Annotated in this window: 20 protein-coding genes, 1 tRNA gene and 1 riboswitch; of the genes, 14 read left to right on the plus strand and 7 right to left on the minus strand. The window is 39.8% G+C overall.

Annotated features, from left to right (window positions below; all coding sequences use genetic code 11):
* Positions 1–66: 66 nt before the first annotated feature.
* On the minus strand, positions 67–1,410 hold the full coding sequence (locus ASU35_RS09525; protein WP_058352793.1) for a transposase: 1,344 nt from the start codon (positions 1,408–1,410) through the stop codon (positions 67–69).
* 566 nt (positions 1,411–1,976) lie between these two features.
* On the opposite strand from ASU35_RS09525, the gene ASU35_RS20205 reads away from it, so the two are divergent.
* Both ASU35_RS20205 and ASU35_RS09530 read left to right on the plus strand, forming a co-directional pair.
* Positions 1,977–2,069 carry a putative holin-like toxin gene (locus ASU35_RS20205; RefSeq protein ID WP_242861251.1) on the plus strand — a complete coding sequence of 31 codons (93 nt, stop codon included), beginning with the start codon at positions 1,977–1,979 and terminating at the stop codon, positions 2,067–2,069.
* A 356-nt stretch (positions 2,070–2,425) separates the two neighbouring features.
* Positions 2,426–4,141, plus strand: coding sequence for an IS1634 family transposase (locus ASU35_RS09530; RefSeq protein WP_058352794.1), 1,716 nt, complete (start codon positions 2,426–2,428; stop codon positions 4,139–4,141).
* 169 nt (positions 4,142–4,310) lie between these two features.
* On the opposite strand, the gene ASU35_RS20730 is transcribed toward ASU35_RS09530, so the two are convergent.
* Complete coding sequence (locus ASU35_RS20730; protein WP_147525420.1) at positions 4,311–4,514, minus strand: tyrosine-type recombinase/integrase; 204 nt, start codon at positions 4,512–4,514, stop codon at positions 4,311–4,313.
* Positions 4,515–4,683: 169 nt separating this feature from the next.
* Here ASU35_RS20730 and ASU35_RS09535 point away from each other — a divergent pair, with 169 nt between their 5' ends.
* Positions 4,684–5,763 (plus strand): ABC transporter permease, encoded by a 1,080-nt coding sequence (locus ASU35_RS09535; protein WP_058352795.1) that lies wholly within the window; start codon positions 4,684–4,686, stop codon positions 5,761–5,763.
* A 123-nt stretch (positions 5,764–5,886) separates the two neighbouring features.
* On the opposite strand, the gene ASU35_RS09540 is transcribed toward ASU35_RS09535, so the two are convergent.
* The 4 genes from ASU35_RS09540 to ASU35_RS09555 all read right to left on the minus strand — a co-directional run bounded on the left by ASU35_RS09540 (position 5,887) and on the right by ASU35_RS09555 (position 8,611).
* Positions 5,887–6,411: an adenine phosphoribosyltransferase gene (locus ASU35_RS09540; protein WP_058352796.1), complete on the minus strand. Its 525-nt coding sequence runs from the start codon at positions 6,409–6,411 to the stop codon at positions 5,887–5,889.
* Between the two features lie 652 nt (positions 6,412–7,063).
* Positions 7,064–8,107, minus strand: coding sequence for a ComEC/Rec2 family competence protein (locus tag ASU35_RS09545; RefSeq protein WP_058352797.1), 1,044 nt, complete (start codon positions 8,105–8,107; stop codon positions 7,064–7,066).
* A gap of 154 nt (positions 8,108–8,261) precedes the next feature.
* Positions 8,262–8,486 carry an HPr family phosphocarrier protein gene (locus ASU35_RS09550; RefSeq protein WP_058352798.1) on the minus strand — a complete coding sequence of 75 codons (225 nt, stop codon included), beginning with the start codon at positions 8,484–8,486 and terminating at the stop codon, positions 8,262–8,264.
* A 54-nt stretch (positions 8,487–8,540) separates the two neighbouring features.
* Positions 8,541–8,611: transfer RNA gene (locus ASU35_RS09555), tRNA-Trp, on the minus strand.
* A 165-nt stretch (positions 8,612–8,776) separates the two neighbouring features.
* Here ASU35_RS09555 and tgt point away from each other — a divergent pair.
* Both tgt and yajC read left to right on the plus strand, forming a co-directional pair.
* On the plus strand, positions 8,777–9,910 hold the full coding sequence (gene tgt, locus ASU35_RS09560; RefSeq protein ID WP_058352820.1) for a tRNA guanosine(34) transglycosylase Tgt: 1,134 nt from the start codon (positions 8,777–8,779) through the stop codon (positions 9,908–9,910).
* Between the two features lie 21 nt (positions 9,911–9,931).
* Complete coding sequence (gene yajC / locus ASU35_RS09565) at positions 9,932–10,255, plus strand: preprotein translocase subunit YajC (protein WP_083504227.1); 324 nt, start codon at positions 9,932–9,934, stop codon at positions 10,253–10,255.
* 71 nt (positions 10,256–10,326) lie between these two features.
* On the opposite strand, the gene ASU35_RS09570 is transcribed toward yajC, so the two are convergent.
* On the minus strand, positions 10,327–11,178 hold the full coding sequence (locus ASU35_RS09570) for a PHP domain-containing protein (protein WP_058352799.1): 852 nt from the start codon (positions 11,176–11,178) through the stop codon (positions 10,327–10,329).
* Positions 11,179–11,276: 98 nt separating this feature from the next.
* Here ASU35_RS09570 and ASU35_RS09575 point away from each other — a divergent pair, with 98 nt between their 5' ends.
* The 9 genes from ASU35_RS09575 to ASU35_RS09615 all read left to right on the plus strand — a co-directional run bounded on the left by ASU35_RS09575 (position 11,277) and on the right by ASU35_RS09615 (position 19,946).
* Positions 11,277–11,528, plus strand: a complete 252-nt coding sequence (locus tag ASU35_RS09575; protein WP_058352800.1) for a hypothetical protein — start codon at positions 11,277–11,279, stop codon at positions 11,526–11,528.
* 25 nt (positions 11,529–11,553) lie between these two features.
* A complete protein-coding gene (locus ASU35_RS09580) occupies positions 11,554–12,750 on the plus strand; it encodes a glycosyltransferase family 4 protein (RefSeq protein WP_058352801.1) in 1,197 nt (398 codons plus the stop codon).
* A 107-nt stretch (positions 12,751–12,857) separates the two neighbouring features.
* Positions 12,858–13,115, plus strand: a complete 258-nt coding sequence (locus ASU35_RS09585) for an HPr family phosphocarrier protein (RefSeq protein ID WP_058352802.1) — start codon at positions 12,858–12,860, stop codon at positions 13,113–13,115.
* 141 nt (positions 13,116–13,256) lie between these two features.
* On the plus strand, positions 13,257–13,937 hold the full coding sequence (locus ASU35_RS09590; RefSeq protein ID WP_058352803.1) for a response regulator transcription factor: 681 nt from the start codon (positions 13,257–13,259) through the stop codon (positions 13,935–13,937).
* Positions 13,934–15,349 (plus strand): HAMP domain-containing sensor histidine kinase, encoded by a 1,416-nt coding sequence (locus ASU35_RS09595; RefSeq protein WP_058352804.1) that lies wholly within the window; start codon positions 13,934–13,936, stop codon positions 15,347–15,349. The genes ASU35_RS09590 and ASU35_RS09595 overlap by 4 nt, the downstream gene beginning before the upstream one ends.
* Positions 15,350–15,486: 137 nt before the next feature.
* Entirely contained in the window at positions 15,487–16,146 is a 660-nt protein-coding gene (locus ASU35_RS09600) for a hypothetical protein (RefSeq protein ID WP_147525419.1), read from the plus strand.
* Between the two features lie 454 nt (positions 16,147–16,600).
* Entirely contained in the window at positions 16,601–18,553 is a 1,953-nt protein-coding gene (thrS, locus tag ASU35_RS09605; protein ID WP_058352806.1) for a threonine--tRNA ligase, read from the plus strand.
* Positions 18,554–18,729: 176 nt separating this feature from the next.
* Entirely contained in the window at positions 18,730–19,359 is a 630-nt protein-coding gene (locus ASU35_RS09610; protein ID WP_058352807.1) for a single-stranded DNA-binding protein, read from the plus strand.
* A gap of 98 nt (positions 19,360–19,457) precedes the next feature.
* Complete coding sequence (locus ASU35_RS09615; protein WP_058352808.1) at positions 19,458–19,946, plus strand: cob(I)yrinic acid a,c-diamide adenosyltransferase; 489 nt, start codon at positions 19,458–19,460, stop codon at positions 19,944–19,946.
* Between the two features lie 41 nt (positions 19,947–19,987).
* A riboswitch (Lysine riboswitch) is annotated at positions 19,988–20,166 on the plus strand.
* The last annotated feature ends 64 nt before the right edge of the window (positions 20,167–20,230 follow it).

Consider the following 20,230-nt stretch of genomic DNA (forward strand, 5'->3'; position numbering starts at 1 on the left):
ATTTTTTGTGGATATTTAATTCATTTTCTCTTCCATTCGACCACCACCTGTTGTATAATAACCTTGTCATTCGAGATATACGCTTGTGTATCTTTCAATGTAAAGTACATCTTCATTCGTTACTGTTTGTTGTCGAAAACTTTCCAGTAGCCTTGAAGATGTATTTTTTATACTCTGTTTTATCTCCTTTATCAGTGGACACCATGCCAGATACAGCTGCATCAGGATATCCGCTATCTGCGTCAGAAGATAATGGTTTTTCATGGCATTGCTGTTCCGGCTGTTCAGATGCTCTATCCTGTAAATTCCATTCTTCTGATTGTTGAAGCCTTCATTTTCTATCTTCCAGCGTCCACGTCCTGCTTCTATCATTTCTTCCAGATTATTTTTCGTTAGCTCTATATTGGTGATCCATTGAAATCGGATTTTCTTGACATCCTTTTTGCTTTTCTTCTCATAACTGTATTCATACAAATTCATGGTTTCTTTCTTCCCTGCCAGTTTCTCCATATGGTTATAATAACATCCTGTTCCTTTTTCTTTTCCGATTCCTGTCTTCTTTGTCTTATCTTCTTCTGATAGAAGGTTATAATTTTCTGCAACTAACCTCTGTCTGGTTTCCTTTTGCGTAAAAATATATTTCCAGCCATTTTCCCTGCACAGTTTCATAATCGGCTCTGCTCCATAAAGTGCATCTCCCTGTATACAGATCGGCAGTCTCGGATACTCCTGTTTTATCCGTCCCATCAGGCGTTTGGCTGCATTCATTTCACAGTCCTGTTTGCTTATATCCTCTTTCTCGTTTTCAATAAATTCCGTTCCAAGACTTATGATTATTTTATCTCCAAGAACCAGTTTTGCCTCCAAAACCTTATGGTAATAAAACGTTACCTTTTTCCCATTCACATCACTTTGAACAACACTCAGGCAATTTTCACAATGCCTTTCCTTAAAGCAGAACAACCCTGTTCCATCTAAAATAACTCTCCAATACTTTCCAAGCAGCCTGCTTCGGTAAAACTGTTTCCCACGAATCAGACTAGTTACCATTTTTCTTCTCAGGTCAGACAGGCACCGTGGTGACAGCTGCTCCAGATAATAGTTTAGTGTGTCATAATGCGGCATTTCCTTCAGCCGGGTATCCCCTGACATAAGGCGCAGTGTGGCAACACAGTTTTCTTCGTTAAATGCTTCCTCCATCTGGCGCATACTTTCCAGAGAACATACATTTTTAAGAATTCCCATATTTACAAAATCCGTTTGTGTGTAAATCGTATAGCTAGGATTTCGTGGATCTTCCATCTCATTTATCCAGGCCTGCATATCCTTAAAGAAATGCTTATAAACCATTATAAAATCCACAATGCCACGGTCTTTTTTCTTCTTCTCTCGTTTTTCTTTCTTGGTCATGTGAAATCAGCCCCTTTGCGAAAAGTTTTTTATTAGATTTTACCGCAAAAGAGCTGTAAATGGCTATAAATTTTTTAAAATTAATGCGAAAAGTTTTTATTCCTCAAAGCTGCTTAAAAATGGCAAACTATATCCCGTTCACTCGAAATATACCCTGTTTATTTTTATATTGAAATTATTCCAAATGTGTAATATAATTAGAAAATGATGTGCCCTTTTGGCCTTTTCTTCTACAGACAATTTTTACAGAAAAGAAACAGACGACATGAGAGAAAAATGAGGAAAAAGGATAGTGAGCCTGCTGCTCTGTGGTGTCATGCTGTTTTCCCTCTGCTTCCCGGCGGCGTTTGCCGAAGCAGGGACACAGGGCAGCGGGCAGGTCATAGCAGATGCAGGCGGCTTGTGTGAACACCACACGATTTGCAGATTTTGGAATCCTTAAAAAGTGTTTGGGAATTGTCAATTTTTGAAGTATATGCTATTATGGTTTTGGGGAATCCCAAGCCAAGGCGGCTCGCCTCTCTTCGGAGGGGTCACCCTCCAGACGAAAGAAAGGAGGGTTGCCAATGATTACATACCAGGATTTAATCCAGTTTTGTATATTCATTGTAGCCCTTGTGGGTCTGTGCTATCAGATTTTCAAGGACAAAGCAAAATAGCCGCCACTACCGCGAATAGTGACGACTATTAGTTACTAATAAGTTGATATTTCGAGGTGAGCCGCTTTGGGCTTCCCCTTTTCTAACATCAATATAGCATATCTTTTAAAGTTTTTCAAGTGGTTCTTTTTTTCTTGGAGTTACTCGAAAATTTAGAGTAATTGTGCCGGATAATCTCAAAGTAGACCCGTCTTTAGGATTTAGCACCATATTTCTTTGAGAGTTAATTATATATCATTTTTCAGTAAGTCAGCATAATTGCTGGCTTTTTTGTTATTCAAAAAAACTTGACAAAATTTCTTTTTATCTATTGTATAAATGGTGCTATGGTGTTATACTATAAGAGGGTGATTTTTGTGGCATACTTTCTTAAAAAAACTAATAATAAAAAAGGTACTTATCTTCAGATTTATTCAAGCTTTTATGATCCTGAGCGTGGACATACAGCTCATAAAGCCTACAAACCTGTTGGCTATGTTCACGAACTTCAGGCAAAAGGAATTGATGATCCTATCGCATTTTATAAAGAAGAAGTTATTAAACTCAACCAGGAACTTAAGGCTGCTAAAGATGCAAAAAAAAACAAACAGATTTCTGATGATTCACCTGAAAAACTTATTGGCTATTTTCCTATGAAAAACATCAACGATAAGCTGTCTGTTAAAAAATATATTGATTTGATGCAGACTGCTACAGATTTTCGTTTCAATGTTTTTGATATGATGTCTGCTCTTGTTTATGCAAGGCTTGTTCATCCATGCTCTAAATCAAAGACCTATGATGAAGTAATTCCTAAGCTCTTTGATTCTTATGTTTTCTCTCTGAATCAACTTTATAATGGACTTGAATATATTGGTTGCGAATACGAAAAGATTATTGAAATCTATAACCATCAGATTCAACAGATGTACAAATTTGATACATCTCATTCTTACTTCGATTGTACCAACTTCTATTTTGAAATCGATAAGGAAGATGACTTCAGAAAAAAAGGACCATCCAAAGAAAACAAAAAAGAGCCAATAGTTGGACTGGGACTTCTCCTTGATGCAAACCAGATACCTATCGGTATGAAATTGTTTCCCGGAAACCAAAGCGAAAAGCCTATAATCAGAAACATCATTCACGATCTCAAAAAGAGAAATTCCATATCTGGCAGAACTATCCAGATAGCTGATAAAGGACTGAACTGTGCTGAAAATATCTACCATGCTCTAAAGAATGGTGATGGATATATTTTCTCGAAATCTGTAAAGATGCTTCCAGAAGTCGAGAAAACATGGGTACTCCTTCCTAATGATTACAGAGACGTTAAAAATGCCAATGGTGATGTTTTATACCGCATTAAAGAATGTGTTGATGATTTCGAGTATAAATTCAATGATTCTGAAACTGGAAAAGAGAAAAAATTTAAAATCACAGAAAAGCGAATTGTTACTTACAATCCTAAACTTGCAAAAAAACAGATATATGAGATTAATAAAGAAGTGGAAAAAGCCAGACTTCTAAAGGCATCCCAGGCCAAGAAATCAGAGTATGGTGATTCTGCAAAGTATGTTATCTTCACTACTGCCGATAAAAAAGGAAATGAGACAGAGGGTAAAATCAAGGTCTCTATGAATGAAAAACTCATCAAAAAATCTCTTGATCTTGCCGGATATAACATGCTGGTAACTTCTGAAATTTCCATGAGTGATAAAGATGTTTATGATGCTTACCATAACCTTTGGAGAATAGAGGAATCCTTTCGCATCATGAAATCACAGCTTTATGCAAGACCTGTGTACTTGCATAAAGAGGATACCATAATAGGACATTTCCTTATCTGCTACTTGGCGGTATTGCTCACTAGATTATTGCAATTCAAGATATTAAAAAACAACTATTGTTCTGAGGATTTATTTGAATTTGTTCATGATTTTAGAGTTGCAAAAATATCAGACAGAAAATATATAAATCTTTTGAGAGGCACGACATTCATAAAAGAATTTTCGAGCCTCTGTAACTTGCCATTAACCTCATATTTTTTATCCGAGGGAGAAATTAAAAAAATGCTAAGCCATAGATTTTAATCCGTGGCTTAGCACCATATTTTACTGTTTAACTCTAAAACTCAGGTAGCATATCTTTTAAAGTTTTTCAAGTGGTTCTTTTTTTCTTGGAGTTACTCGAAAATTTAGAGTAATTGTGCCGGATAATCTCAAAGTAGAATTTCGCTTCTGATAGCAAAGTATAGACATACTACACGCTATCTATTTTAGGTCTTTCTTCTGTAATGTATCTAAAAAGTGCATTTCCTACTCGTTCTGTAAGTGGAAGACAAACAACATTTCCTGTTTTTCTTTGTTTGAACTGTATTGTTTCATTATCCCAATCTATATCAGACAACTGTAGCTTTATTAAATCGCGAGTGCGAATACCACACGATAGACCGACTATAACGATAGCTGCAAATTATCTTTTTAACCTGAGGAGCATGTATTCCTGCAATAGCATTGTATAAATCTGAATTAATAATGGTGACAACTGTTCGATATCGGTTATTCCATTACTATTTAAGAATTGTAAAAGATGTTGTGTATATAGTAATTATCGTTTTCGGAATTTGGTGGGTATGAATGAACTGTTTGGAAGTTTTCTGATTGTTCCATTTCTTTTTTCTGTGCAGTTTTTATCGCTATTTGAATTGGAAGAGCAGAACCATACACTAAAAAATATCTTGGTTATTGGAATTTCGAAGAAAAAAATTTTTTTGTCAAAGCTGTTGGTTTCACTGACAATTGTTTTATTGTTTATAGCAGTCAACACGATCTATACAATGATAGGAGGGCTTCTCCTTAAAAATTATACTGCTGATTTCTTACTGATATTTGGGAAGCTGTTTATTACCTCAGCAGCGGCTGTTGGCGCAACATTACCTGTAACTGTGTTGATTATTCTTCTTCGCAAGAAAAATCTGATTGCAATGATTTCAGTGAATTGTTTTGTCCTTTTGGAGTTCCTATTTGTATGGCAATTATCAATGCTTAATTGCCTGGGTCTGCATTTGCCAATACTGATAGCGCAGCAGATTCAGCTCAATAGTAGTTTGATAGTATGGAGAAATATGGTGGATATGTTCATATATAATAACGCTGTGCTGTTTTTACCATTTTCTGTATCCTTAATTGGTGGTTATATAATTGACCGAGAATATTCACAAGATACCTTGAAAAACCAATTGGTGATTCCCATACATTGGCGGGATATGATAAAAGCAAAAATGATTGTACTTTTCTTTCTGGTAATTCAAATGGGTGTTTTTGAAATGCTTGTTTCTTTATTAATGGGAATAATTATAGGATTTGGTGGTATATCACCAACAATAGTTTTCCAAAATGTTTTTCACATTCTGGTTTCTAACGTGTGTATTACTATTGGGGTACTGCCTATAATCTTATGGTCTGGAAGAACTGGCGGAAAATATGTCTGGGGAAGCATCTTAGCAATGCTTATAGGCATTTCAGGAATATTTGTTATAAATGGCAGACTTGTCAATTGGCATCCAGTAACAGCCTCTTTATCATTTACAACAATGGCATATAAAGCCGTAAATGTATTGACAATAACAAAATCATGTATTGCAGTAGCACTTTATGGTCTATTGAGTATAGTTGTTTACATCAGATTTTTTCAAAAAGAGAAAGTTTCGTGATGAATCTGTTTAAGATTCATCACGAATACTTTTTGCTCTTTTATAGCTGTTCCAAATATGGGACAAATATAAGGATAGAGGCCTGCAAATTCAGCAGAGCTGTTTTTACAGCCTCTGGCATAATTATTTACCTTCATAGCAGATAACGGAAGCGACATCAAAATCCCTTAATTTTTCACGACCCTTGAGGCCTGCTAATTCCATCAGGAATACAATTTTTACAACCTCGCCACCCAGCTGCTTTACAAGCTTGGTAATAGCTTCAATTGTACCACCGGTAGCAATCAGGTCATCAATGATAACAACCCTCTGTCCTGGCTTGATGGCATCCTTGTGAATCTCAATAACAGCAGAGCCATATTCCAGGTCATATTCAATTTCTACAGTTTCGCAAGGAAGCTTTCCTTTTTTACGAACCGGTACAAAGGGCTTGTTTAAGTTGTAAGCAATCGGAACACCGAAAATAAAGCCTCTGGATTCTGGACCGAGAACTACATCAAAGTCAATATCTTCCAACTTTTCCTGCATTTGGTCGATTGCCATGTGAAGACCATCCTTATCCTGTAGGATACTGGTAACATCACGGAAAATAATGCCTTTCTCTGGAAAATCAGGGATGCTTCTTACATATTCTTCTAATTTTTTCATATTAACCATGCCTTTCATGCAAAATGTCCATTACTTATATATTGTATCATGTTTTGTCAAAATAGCAACAAAAAATATTTCTGAGTTTCTGCAATTTACTTCGTAATCCTCTTTATCGAAATAGATTTTTATATAGAATTCTTATTCAGTAAGCTTACAAAAATCCTGTGTATCAGTAGAATGAATTCAGAGACTTCGTCCGAGTAAAAACCGAGAATTTTAAAAAATCGTTTCTAAAAAATGTTTCCTGTCTCTTTCACGGGAGAACCACCCAAGGGGACTGTATATCAGATGAAAACAAGCCGCAAACTTTTTAGCCGCTCTAGACAGGCTTTTTTATAAAGTCCCGATAAAACCGCAGTAATTGCAACTCGGTATGTTCTATAAAAGAAGGATAGAACATACCGAGTTGCAATTACTGCGGTTAGGTTTTACTCAAAAGCCTGTAAGAGCGGCACAAAAGTTTGCGAAGTTTGTGTTCACTCTGATGTACAGTCCCCTTGGGTTGTCCTACCGTTGAAAAGACAGGAATCAAAACATCTTTAGAAACGATTTTCCTAAAATTTCGGTTTTTGCGAGCGAAAGCGATGAATTCATTTTCAAAACAAGTTGGCAAAGGGGCCTGCGGAGTAAAATGCGGGAACTCAAAATATTAGTTTGGTCTGCAGTTTGCACATGGCTCATAGCCTTCGTTAAGTGCCTCTACAGCTGCTTTAAAGTATATTCTGTTATGCTCCTTTGGCAGACCGCTACAGTCAGAGCGGTGGAATTTTTTCGTATTTTTATTACCAATGAAGGGAAGGCAGGTGTCCTGGCTGCTGGAAGTATGCTCTTCAAATTGGGTATCTGGCTGTGTATTAAAGGTTAGATCCTTGCCATTACTTTCAATCAGAATAGAACCCTGGGTGTCGGTACGGAAAATGGAGATTCCCCGTGCTGAAAGGCTTGCCAGGACCTCGCGGTGAGGATGCCCGTAAGGATTGCCTCGGCCTACGCTAATAACGGCATAGGATGGGCTCACAGCCTCTAAAAAGTCCTCAGAATTAGAGGTACTGCTGCCATGGTGGCCGGTAAGATAAACATCGCTGTTTAAGGTAAGGCCGGTACGGAGCATTTCCTCTTCACTGTTTATACCGGCATCCCCCGTTAGTAAGAAACTGGTGGAGCCGCATACAAGACGAAGAGCGATGGAATAGTCATTTTCATCAGAATATCCGGTACTGTTTGGTGCTAGAATCGTAAAATTACAGCTTCCCAGAGAATAGGTATCACCGGAGGCGGGATGCACAGAGGTGAGACCAAGCTCCTTTTGGGTTTTGAGATAAGAAGAGAAAAGCTTGGTATCTGTAGTGTAATCCGGGCCTAGTAAAAGGTCTGTGGGAAAAACCTTAATGGCACCCAGGATACCGCTTAGGTGGTCAGCATCGTAATGTGTAGAGATGACATAGTCCAGCTTTTTGACACCCTGCTCCTTTAGATAGCTGATTACCTTAGAGGAGTGGGAACCGTCACCACCATCAACGAGCATATAGTGGCCGTCAGATTCAGCAAGGACAGCATTCCCTTGTCCGACACTGATAAAATGAACCCGTAGAGAGCCTTTGGCTGCAGGCTCTGCAGCTATTTCAGAAAAGCAACCGGTAAGCAGACAGCAAAATGCAAATATAATTAAATATAGCGTTTTTTTAAAATTCATGTAAAAACCTCCAAATTGTTACAGTGTGAAACAGATTGGGAAAAATCAGTTCTGTATTTTTGACAGGACAATGGAAATGGGAGAATAAAAAAGCTGCCAGATGGCAGCTTTTTTATTCCGATAGGAAAGTTCGCCCTATTGATTTTAATAGAGATTATGCTACAGAATATTTTTGCAGGACGCGTTCGAAATGCTGATCGTATCCCAGGCAGCATACAGATAAGGATTTGTTTAAATCCATGCTGAGAACTCCAAGGAGAGATTTCGCGTCAACGATAAATCGGTTATAAAAAATGTCAATATCGAAGTCACATTTAGATGCAGCACAGACAAAATCCTTTACTTCTTCCGGATTGTTTAATTTGATTTTTGCATTCATGACTTTACACTTCCTTTATAAAAATAACCGCTGCACCTTTGTGCAACGGTTGAACAGGGGATGAGAGAATCGAACTCCCGCTAAAGGTTTTGGAGACCCTTGTCATACCATTTGACCAATCCCCTAAAAGTCCTTTGAAAGGACTGCTGTTCTATTATATTACGTTAGTTTCCAAAAGTCAACTATTTTTTTAGAGAAAATTCGCTGAGAACAAAAAATTTAGTTGAAAAAAATGTCCAAAGGCGGTATACTTGACATATTGGCTATTGAAAGAAATGAAAGGGATTTTTATGTATAAGTTATTATGTAAGGATGGAGACGCAAAGCGTGGAGAATTTGTGACAGTGCATGGCACGATACAGACACCAGTCTTTATGAATGTCGGAACAGCAGCTGCGATTAAGGGTGCAGTATCTACGATGGATTTACAGCAGCTAAAGACACAGGTTGAGCTGTCCAATACCTACCATTTGCATGTACGGCCTGGTGACAGGGTAGTAAAGCAGCTGGGCGGTCTTCATAAGTTTATGGTATGGGATAAGCCTATCCTTACGGATTCTGGCGGTTTTCAGGTGTTTTCCCTGGCGGGACTTCGTAAGATTAAGGAAGAGGGCGTATACTTCAACTCCCATATAGACGGAAGAAAAATTTTCATGGGGCCGGAGGAAAGCATGCAGATACAGTCTAATCTGGCTTCTACGATTGCCATGGCCTTTGATGAGTGTCCGCCACATCCGGCGACCAGAGAATATATGCACAATTCGGTAGACCGGACGACCCGGTGGCTGAGACGATGCCAGATAGAGATGAAGAGGCTTAATTCCCTGGAGGATACGATTAATAAAAAACAGATGCTTTTTGGTATTAATCAGGGAGGCACCTTTGAAGATATCCGTATTGAGCATGCAAAGCGGATTTCGGATATGAACCTGGATGGTTATGCTTTAGGAGGTCTGGCGGTTGGTGAATCCCATGAGGAGATGTACCATATTATTGAGAAAACTGTGCCATATCTGCCCCTTGAAAAACCGACATACCTGATGGGGGTTGGGACACCGGCTAATATTTTAGAGGCTGTGGAACGCGGCGTTGATTTTTTTGACTGCGTATATCCTGCCCGGAATGGACGGCATGGACATGCCTATACAAATCATGGCAAAATGAACCTTATGAATGCACGATATGAGCTGGATGACCGGCCGATTGAGGAGGGCTGCCAATGCCCTGCCTGCCGCACTTATTCAAGGGCTTATATCCGGCATTTGTTAAAAGCGAAGGAAATGCTTGGACTTCGGCTTCTGGTTATGCATAACCTGTATTTCTACAATACGATGATGGGAGAGATACGGGAAGCGATTGAACAGGGCCGGTTTAAAGAATACAAGAAAAATAAGCTCGCTGGATTTGCAGAGGGCGACAATTAATAATTACAGGAGGAAATCAAAATGAATTTAGCACCAGTGTTTGCAGCAAATGGGATGGCAGGAACTTTAGGACTTGTACTTTACATGGGCGTAATTATTGGAATTTTTTATTTTCTTTTAATTCGTCCACAGAAAAAGCAGCAGAAGGCTCACGAAGCACTTTTAATGACAATTGCTGCAGGTGACAGCGTACTGACAAGCAGCGGCTTCTATGGCGTTATTATTGATGTTATGGAAGAGGTTGTTATCGTTGAGTTTGGCAACAATAAAAACTGCCGTATTCCTATGAAGAAGGATGCTATCGTTGAGGTTGAGAAGGCTGGCGGAGCAACAACTGAAGAGTAAGACAATAAAAGGCACAGGATTTCCTGTGCCTTTTTTCAAAATGAAAGAAATGAGTGTGGAAGGAGCAATGATTATTTGATTCCAAGCTCCTCAAGGAGGTTGAATGGAATTTTAAGATTTCCCTTCCCGCGGCCAAGCATAATATCTGGTTTGTTGGCACCGTGGAAATCAGAACCGCCGGAAATCAAAAGTCCATTTTGACGGGCTAACTGTTTTACAAAGGTCTCATCCTGATGGCTGTTGCAGGTATATATAGCTTCCAGCCCCTTAAGACCAGTCTCTTTAAGCCGGAGAACGAGCCGCTTCAGCTCGCCCTCCTCCAGATGATACAAAAGGGGATGGGCTAATACCGGAATACCACCTGCATGAAGAATTAAAGAAATAATTTCCTCCGGGGACATATAATTCCGGCTTACATAATAAGGACTTTTGTTGTGAAGATATTTTTTAAAAGCATCATTATTATCGGAAGCATAGCCTTTTTGCACCAGATATTTTGCAAAATGAGCTCTGGTAATAATGGCCTTTGGGTCGATGGCCTGTACAGCTTCATAGGTAATATCAAGTCCGGCGGCCGCCAGATTTTCTGCCATTTTCATATTGCGGGAATCCCGTTCCTTTTCTGCCCCTTCCAGGGCATCTACCAGGACAGTGTCATTGTAATTTACATTAAGACCAAGTATATGGATATCTGAGCCTTTGAAGGCGGCGGATATTTCAACACCTGGAATAACATGGATATCAAAGCCCTGGCTGCGAAGCTGGGAAGCAGCAGTAAGAGCCTCAGGAATACCCCGGACTGTATCATGGTCAGTCAGGGCAAAGGCGGACAATCCCTCTTCTAATGCCAGATGTACCAGCTCCGTTGGGGTAACTGTACCATCAGAAATTGTGGAGTGAACATGTAAGTCGATATATTTCATAAAAGTCCTTCTTTCGTCATTTTTTTTATATTTATTGTACCACAAAAGGAAAAAATATGGTATACTGATAAATATCTTAAACAATGGAGTGGTGCAGAATGGAAAAGTATACAGTTGAAGAATATAAGGAATTAGTAGAGCTGGGAATAAAATATAAGGAGCTTAAGGAACATAAGCGGCTGCTTGTACTTCCATGTCCTTTGGAAACCATGGTATACCAGGTAGTGCCACAGGAGAATGGTAAGGGAAAAAAGGTGATGCCATGCCTGTTCACTCTGGAGCTTCTGGATGAATATGGAAAAACTGTGTTTGGAACAGAGCCAGAGGCGATTGTAGCGTCTGTTTCCTAGAATGAGAATGTAGGGAGTGAGAGGATTGAATATAGGGTTATTTACGGAGACTTACTACCCGGAGATTAATGGGGTAGCGAACTCGGTATATATGCTGAAAAATGAACTGGAAAGGGCAGGACATAATGTATATGTGTTTACTACGACGACTCCGGGGGCACCGGAGCATGAATATAATGTCTTTAGGGTTCCATCTCTTCCGTGTATTTTGATATCTGAGCGACGGGTTGGAATGTTTTATCAGCTGAAGCTGGCTCATATTATACGCCGTCTGGATTTGGATATCATACATACTCATACGGAGTTTTCCCTGGGAGTATTTGGACGGATTATGGCAAGAGAGCTTAAGATACCAGTGGTACATACCTATCATACCATTTATGAGGACTATACCCATTACGTTAATAAAATTCATCTGGCATCTGTGGATGAAAGAGCTAAAGCATTTGTGCGGATGTTTACAAAAATTTGCTGTAACACGGTAGAGCAGGTTGTAGTCCCTACGAAAAAGGTGGAGGAGCTTTTAATGTCCTACCGGGTAGTAAAGGATATTGAAATTATTCCTACGGGTGTAGACCTCAGTAAGTTTGATGAAAATAACTATACGAAGCAGGAGCTTCTGGAAAAGAGAAAAAGCTTTGGTATTTTGCCGGAGGAAAAGGTGATTCTTTATCTTGGAAGAGTCTCTTCGGAGAAAAATATAGCAGAGCTTTTGGCAGCTATGCCAGAATACATGGAAAGACACACAGATGTGAAATTTTTGCTGGTAGGTGACGGACCAGAGCGGGAACGGCTGGAAAAGCAGGTTAGCAGTTATTCCTGTAAGGAGAGAATCCTGTTTGCCGGACAGCAGTCGTGGGACACTGTTCCTGCCTTTTATCAGCTGGCAGATGTGTTTGTCAGTGCATCTAACAGTGAAACTCAGGGACTTACCTATATCGAAGCTATGGCTTCAGGACTTCCCGTGGTAGCAAGAGAGGACCCATGTCTGGAGGATATTTTGATTCCTGGGGTAAATGGTTTTACCTTTACAAAGCAGGAGGAATTTTTAAAGGGTCTTGATAGCGTGCTTTATGAGGCTGTAGAGGAGAAGCAGTACGGCAGACAGGCAAGACAGATGGTTCAGAAGTATTCGACCTGTGCTTTTGCAGAGCGGATGGAAGAGACCTACCGGAAGCTTTCAAATTATCAGAGACAGGGAAGTGCACTTCCGATTGATTAGAAAAGAGGATAGAAATAACCTTTTTTTAAATATAGCTTGAAAGAAAAACTGTTTCGTTATAAAATAGATGGGTAAGACATGCATTGAGTAAAGAAAGGGAGGACATTATGGTAAAGTTTGATTATGTAATTAAGGACGAGCTTGGACTTCATGCAAGACCGGCAGGACTTCTGGTAAAAGAGGTAAAGAATTACAAGAGCAAGATTACAATGGAGAAGGATGGTAAGGCAGCAGATGCTTCCAGATTGATTGCAATTATGGGTCTTGGAGCAAAATGCGGCAACACTCTTAAAATAACAGTAGAAGGTGAAGATGAGGCAGCAGCAGCAGATGCATTTAAGAACTTCCTGAGTGCAAATCTGTAAAAGAGATAGGAAGAAAGAGGAGTCTTTTTAGCGAAAGATTCCTTTTTTTTATTTGCAACAAAATACCTGTGTTTTACAACAGACCACGGCATTTAATTAGACTATGCTATAAAATTAGATTAAAGGAGTGAAGTACGGATTATGAAAACAATATACATTGCAGATGATGAGGCGGATATTTGTGATTTGATAAAATCCTTTTTAGAAAAGGAAGGCTTCTGTGTAACGACCTTTGAAACAGGAGATAGCCTTTTGGAGGCCTTTGAGAAGGAGCCGGCAGATTTATTGATTATTGATGTTATGATGCCTGGAACCGATGGGCTGACGATTTGCTCTGCCATCAGAGAAAAATCATCGGTTCCCATTATTATGCTGACAGCCAGAGGCACGGATGCAGATTTTATTACCGGCTTTACCATGGGCTGTGATGATTATTTTACGAAACCATTTTCGCCGATCAAGCTTACGCTGCGGGTAAAGGCGATGCTGAAAAGAATGAATGATAACCAGAACAGGGAGGGAATGAGCTTTGGAGATATTACGCTGTATCCAATGAAAAAGGCAGCCTATAGTAAAGGAGAGGAACTGAAGCTTACCAATACGGAATATGGGCTGCTGCAATATATGGTTAATAATAAAGAGAGAGCAGTATCAAGGGATGAGCTTTTGCAGGCTGTCTGGGGATATGACAGCTTTGTGGAAACCAGAGCAACGGATGATACAATTAAAAGGCTTAGAAAAAAGCTGCTTTTAGCAAAAAGCACAGTTTTGATAGAAACTGTCTGGGGGTTTGGATTTAAGTTAAGGAAACAGGAATCATGAAAAAAGGAAGAAAATTAAAAAATGGATTATTTCTTTTACCTACGGTAATTATCCTTGTGACAGTTAGTATTATGGCTGTCGTGTCAAATTATATTATACAAGGCTATATCTCTAAAGTGGCTATGCAGCTTATCGGAGCTCGCCTGGAGGTTTTGGATACATATTATAATGATGGTGTATACGAGGGTTATTATACGGAAGAAACTGAATTTTTGATGAGTGTTTACCACCTGATTTTTGATGAAAAGGGAACTCTTTTATATCCATGTGAGCCCTGGGAATCGGAGAAAGAGCAGCAGCGGACAATGAGAATTGCAAAGGCTTATAAAAGCAATACAGGGCTTTCCCTGGATGGTAAAAAAGGAAAGCTGTTTATAGGAGAAGAGACTTATTATGTTAATAGTAAAATATATACAGGTGGATATGATGGATTTTTCGTAAGAAAAAATATTGGTGTAGGAGAAAAAAAGCCGTATGTTGTACTGGCCTGTACCAATATTACGCCAGTAGAGGAGTTTCAGTCTATTTTAAATAAGGTTTTAATGGGACAGCTGTGCTTATGCGGCTTAATTGCATTAATGACAATTACGGGTGTGGCAGGTGGTATAGACAGATCCTTTGAAAGATTGAAACGATATATTATAAAAGCAGGAAACAGAGAGACTTTGACAGAGGTACCATCCTTTCCCTATAGAGAGTTTAATGAGGTGGCTGATACGGTTTTACATATGTCGGAAATGATAGAGAAGGCAGAAAAAACACAGGAGCAGTTTTTCCAAAATATTTCTCACGAATTAAGAACACCGTTGATGTCCATTCAGGGCTATGCAGAGGGAATTCTTTTTGGAGCTGTAAAGGATGTGGACAAGGCAGCAGAAGCGATTGTAAAAAATAGTAAGAAAATGGCAGAGCTGGTGGATGAAATCCTGTATTTATCCAGAATAGATGCATCAGAGCACCTTAATAAAGAAAAATTTGGACTTCAGGAGCTGATATGCCGATGCCTGTGGTATATGAAGGGTGAAGCAGACAAAAGGGGCATTGAAATTATCTATCGCCCGGGAGAAGAAGAGATTATGCTTTTGGGGGATGAAAAAATGATAGAAAGAGCAGTATCCAATATTTTATCCAATGCACTTAGATACGCAAAAAGTAAAATAATCCTTACCAGCGAAGAAGAGAGTTCTAAGGTAGTAGTTAAGGTGACAGATGATGGTGACGGGATTGATGAAGCGGATTTGCCACATATTTTTGAACGCTTTTACAAGGGAAAGCATGGAAAGACAGGAATTGGCCTTGCAATTACGGCAGAAGCTGTACGCAAGCATGGAGGAACTATCTGTGTTCAAGCCTCCCGGGGAGCAACTACATTTATCATAGAACTTCCCGAAGATGCAGCTGCCACAAATTAGCCACAATCTTACTGCAATTGTGCTTTAATAAATCCACAGATTTTCGGAGATTATATTTTTTTTTATGTGTATAATAAACACAGACAAGTGAAAGACAGATACTTGTTAAATTTTAAAAATGAAAGGATTGGATGATTATGAGAAATTGGAAGAAGAAAGTGGTTACCTGTGGATTAGTTACTGTTATGACAATGGCGTCAGCTGCAAGGATTTTTGCTGCAGTAGATGGAGGGCGTGTTGACCCGATTAATGTACCTGGAAATGATTCGGGAGTATATTATGAGCTCCCGGAAGATGCAAATCAGAGCATGGAGGAGTTTGTAAAGGGACTTTCTATGCTGACAGAAAAAGAAAAAATGCAATTGGTAGCAGATGACAAGGCTGCGGCTCCTTACTATCAGAAGCTGGAGTATCTAGAGAATAAAATTGAAGAGAAGACCCGGGTTATTTTGAAAAAAGCAGCACCTTACTTTGATGAGCGTGGAAAGCTTTTTGATGCACATACTGAGCTGTGGGATAAAATGTGGGATAATATGACAGAAGAACAGAAGGGGCTTAGAGATTATATTGCAATTATTAAGGCATCAAAGGTACTTTCTGCTAAAGAAAAGGCCATTCTGATCAAGGAGCAGAATAGAATTGAAGAGCTGGAAAAGAAGATTGACCAGTATTATGCAAAGGCAGAGAAGGCTACAGCAGATTTAAGAAAGCAGGTAGAAGAGAATACTAAAAAAATCAATGAAATTCATGATAAGAGTGCAGCTATTTGGGAAAAGGTGTATGGCAGCAGAAACTAAGATAAGCCAATAGCTCTTGACAAATCCCGGCGGCATGCTATAATAAAGCTTACAATAATACGTTGATGAGAAGAGTAAGCTGTTTTTTTGTAGCAGAGAGAGGTGCCGATACCCTATGGTTGGAGCTGCAAGCACCTTTACAGAGGACAGCCCAAGACCACCTCGGAGTGACCTTAATCCGGTCCGGTTTGATACCGTTATCATCTGAATGAAGAACCAATAAGGGTGGAACCACGGGTATATCAGCTCGTCCCTTTCGAAGGCAGAAGGCCGTCGAAAGAGACGGGCTTTCTTTTATTCGATAGGAAAGTTCGTCCTATCGAATAAAAAACGCTCCGCTAAGGATCGCACTGCGGCGGAGTGGAAGATGTCGCTTTCGCGACCCGCCGCAGGCGGAGAGGTTGCTTTGCAAACTCTTTGTTATTTGATAGGAAAGTATAAGGAGGAAAAAACGATGAAAATCACATTAAAGGATGGTTCCGTAAAGGAATATCAGGAAGCAAAAAGTGTGTATGAGATTGCTCTGGATATTAGCGAAGGGCTTGCAAGAGTAGCCTGTGCCGGTGAAGTAAACGGTGAGGTTGTAGATTTAAGAAACATAGTTGATAGTGACTGTGAGCTGAATATTTTGACTGCGAATGATGAAAAGGGACTGGCAGCACTGCGTCATACGACCTCTCATGTACTGGCAGAGGCAGTAAAGCGTCTTTATCCAAATGCAAAGCTGGCGATTGGACCAAGTATTGATACCGGATTTTATTATGATTTTGAGGCGGAACCATTTTCCAGAGAAGATTTAGATAAGCTTGAGGCTGAGATGAAGAGGATTATCAAGGAGGGTCACAAGCTGGAAAGATTTACTCTCCCTAGAGAAGAGGCTATTAAGTTCATGGAGGAAAAAGGAGAGCCATATAAGGTAGAATTGATTCGTGACCTGCCAAAGGATGCGGAGATTTCCTTCTATGACCAGGGTGAATTTGTTGATTTGTGTGCAGGACCACACCTGATGAGTACTAAGAATATTAAAGCGTTTAAGCTGATTTCTTCTTCAGGAGCCTACTGGAGAGGCAAATCTGAGAATGCGATGCTGCAGAGAATTTACGGTACAGCCTTTAACAAGAAAGAGGAACTGGCAGCTTACCTGGAGCATCTGGAGGATATTAAGAAACGTGACCATAATAAGCTTGGCCGGGAGATGGAATTATTTACCACAGTTGATGTTATCGGCCAGGGACTTCCACTTCTGATGCCGAAGGGTGTCCGTATGCTTCAGACCCTGCAGCGTTGGATTGAGGACGAAGAGGAAAAACGCGGTTATATGAGAACCAAGACACCGCTTATGGCAAAGAGTGATTTATATAAGATTTCCGGACACTGGGATCACTATAAAGAGGGTATGTTCGTATTGGGTGATGAGCAGAAGGATAAAGAGGTATTTGCTCTTCGTCCAATGACCTGTCCATTCCAGTATTATGTATACAAAGCAAGCCAGAAATCCTATCGTGACCTGCCTTGCCGCTATGGTGAGACTTCTACACTCTTTCGTAATGAGGATTCCGGTGAGATGCATGGATTGACCCGGGTACGTCAGTTTACGATTTCTGAAGGACATCTGATTGTAAGACCAGACCAGATGGTGGAAGAGTTTAAAGGCTGTCTGGCACTCGCAAAATACTGTCTGGAAACTCTTGGGCTGGAGGAGGATGTTACCTACCATCTGTCTAAATGGGATTCGGAAAATAAAGAAAAGTATATTGGTGAGCCAGAGGTATGGGAGGAGACCCAGCAGCATATCCGTGATATTCTGAATGACCTGAATATTAAATTTACTGAGGACGTAGGAGAGGCTGCTTTCTATGGACCAAAGGTTGATATTAATGCAAAGAATGTATATGGAAAAGAAGACACCATGATTACCATTCAGTGGGATGCCCTCTTAGCAGAGCAGTTTGATATGTATTATATTGATGAGAATGGTGACAAGAAGAGACCATACATTATCCACAGAACCAGCATGGGCTGCTATGAGAGAACCCTCGCATGGCTGATTGAAAAGTATGCAGGTCTGTTCCCTACCTGGCTGTGCCCAGAGCAGGTAAGAGTGCTGCCGATTTCTGAAAAATATAGTGATTACGCAAACAAGATAAATGAAGAATTGAAGAAAAATGGTGTATACTCTGAGGTAGATAACCGGTCTGAGAAGATTGGTTATAAGATTCGTGAGGCAAGACTTGCTAAGGTTCCTTATATGCTGGTTGTTGGTCAGAAGGAGGAGGAAGAGGGACTTGTATCTGTACGTAGCCGTTACTTAGGCGATGAGGGACAGAAGAGTCTTCCGACCTTTATTGATGACATTTGCCGTGAGATTCGTACAAAAGAGATTCGTAAGATTGAGGTAGAGAGCTAGGTAAAAAAGAGCTTCTAATCATAGCAGTATGGTTAGAAGCTCTTTTTTTCGATAGGAAAATTTCACGAAAAAGGGCGAAAAAACAAGACCGTTTCCTGGAATGAAAAAAATATTTTGTACATATATATACTATTGAAAAAATAATACATATTCGAAAAAAGAGAGGAGTCATACATATGACAGACAAAGTATTTGATAACAACCAGGTGAATATTGCAGGAGAGGTAATCAGTGATTTTTCCTACAGTCATGATGTGTTTGGGGAGGGCTTTTATCTGCTGGAGGTAGCAGTAGGACGCTTAAGTAATTCCTTTGATATTATCCCCCTTATGGTATCCGAACGTTTGATAGATGTGACACAGGACTACAAGGGAAAGCAGGTAGAGGTAACTGGTCAGTTCCGCTCCTATAATCGGCACGAGGGTGAAAAAAACAAGCTGGTGCTTTCGGTGTTTGTGCGGGAAATCCAGATTTGTGAACCGGATTATGAAAGCCAGAAGCCAAATTATATCTTTTTAGATGGGTTTATCTGTAAGCCTCCGGTATACAGAAAGACACCGCTGGGAAGAGAAATTGCAGATATCCTTCTGGCAGTAAACCGGCCGTATGGAAAATCAGATTATATTCCTTGCATTTCCTGGGGAAGAAATGCAAGATACGCAGAAAGCTTTGCTGTAGGAGGACATCTTCATGTGTGGGGACGTATTCAAAGCAGGGAATATCAAAAAAAGATATCGGAAACAGAGGCAGAAAAACGAACTGCTTATGAGGTTTCTGTCAGCAAGCTGGAATATATGGAAGGATAAGGCAAAAGAAGGCATAGCAATTTGAGTACATCTATGGTATAATAGCCTTAAGTGATGTCTGGTGCTCTAATAAGAAAAGCAGGCAGGAAGGTGAGAAGATGAAAAGAGAAGTTCAGGTATATTATGGAAGCGGTAAGGGAAAGACAACTGCAGCCGTGGGACATTGCATCAGGGAAGCGAGTCTTGGCCATCAGGTAATTATTATTCAGTTTTTGAAAGGAAGAAATGCGGATGAACTGGGATTCTTAGTAAAGCTGGAGCCTGATATTAAACTGTTCCGGTTTGAAAAGGAGGAAGCCTTTTATCTGGATTTGCCAGAGGATAAAAAACTGGAAGAAAAGAAAAATATTCTCAATGGCCTTAATTTTGCAAAAAAGGTAATAGAAACAGGAGAATGTGACTTTTTAGTGCTGGATGAGATCCTGGGGCTTATTGACCTGGGGATTATCACAGAGGATGAGCTGATTTCACTGATTGAACTTAGAAACGATCCTTATAAGCTTCTGCTAACAGGGCAGAACTTATCACCAAGGTTGTTAGAGTATGTGGATGTAGCTGCTGAGATTCGTCAGGTAAAGGGAGAATAAATCTTTGGTTGACAAACTGTAGCAGGAATGATAGTATATAGAAAATTGGTAGAGGTGCAAGAAGCAAAGAGTAGATCATTGGATATGGTTCAGGACATAGAGGAAAGTGATTGAAAGGTGTGATTGCCGAAGGGAAATGGACCTGGGACATTTTGCCTGGTCATAGGGCTAAGAGCTCTATGACTGTCATCATACAATTTGATGGAGTGCTACCTAAAGAAGCTAAAGAACAGGATTAGTATATCTTTAGGAGCCGACATAAGTCGGCTTTTTCTATGCTTAGA

Origin of the sequence: Acetivibrio ethanolgignens, from assembly GCF_001461035.1 — a bacterium.
Lineage (GTDB): Bacteria > Bacillota > Clostridia > Lachnospirales > Lachnospiraceae > Velocimicrobium > Velocimicrobium ethanolgignens.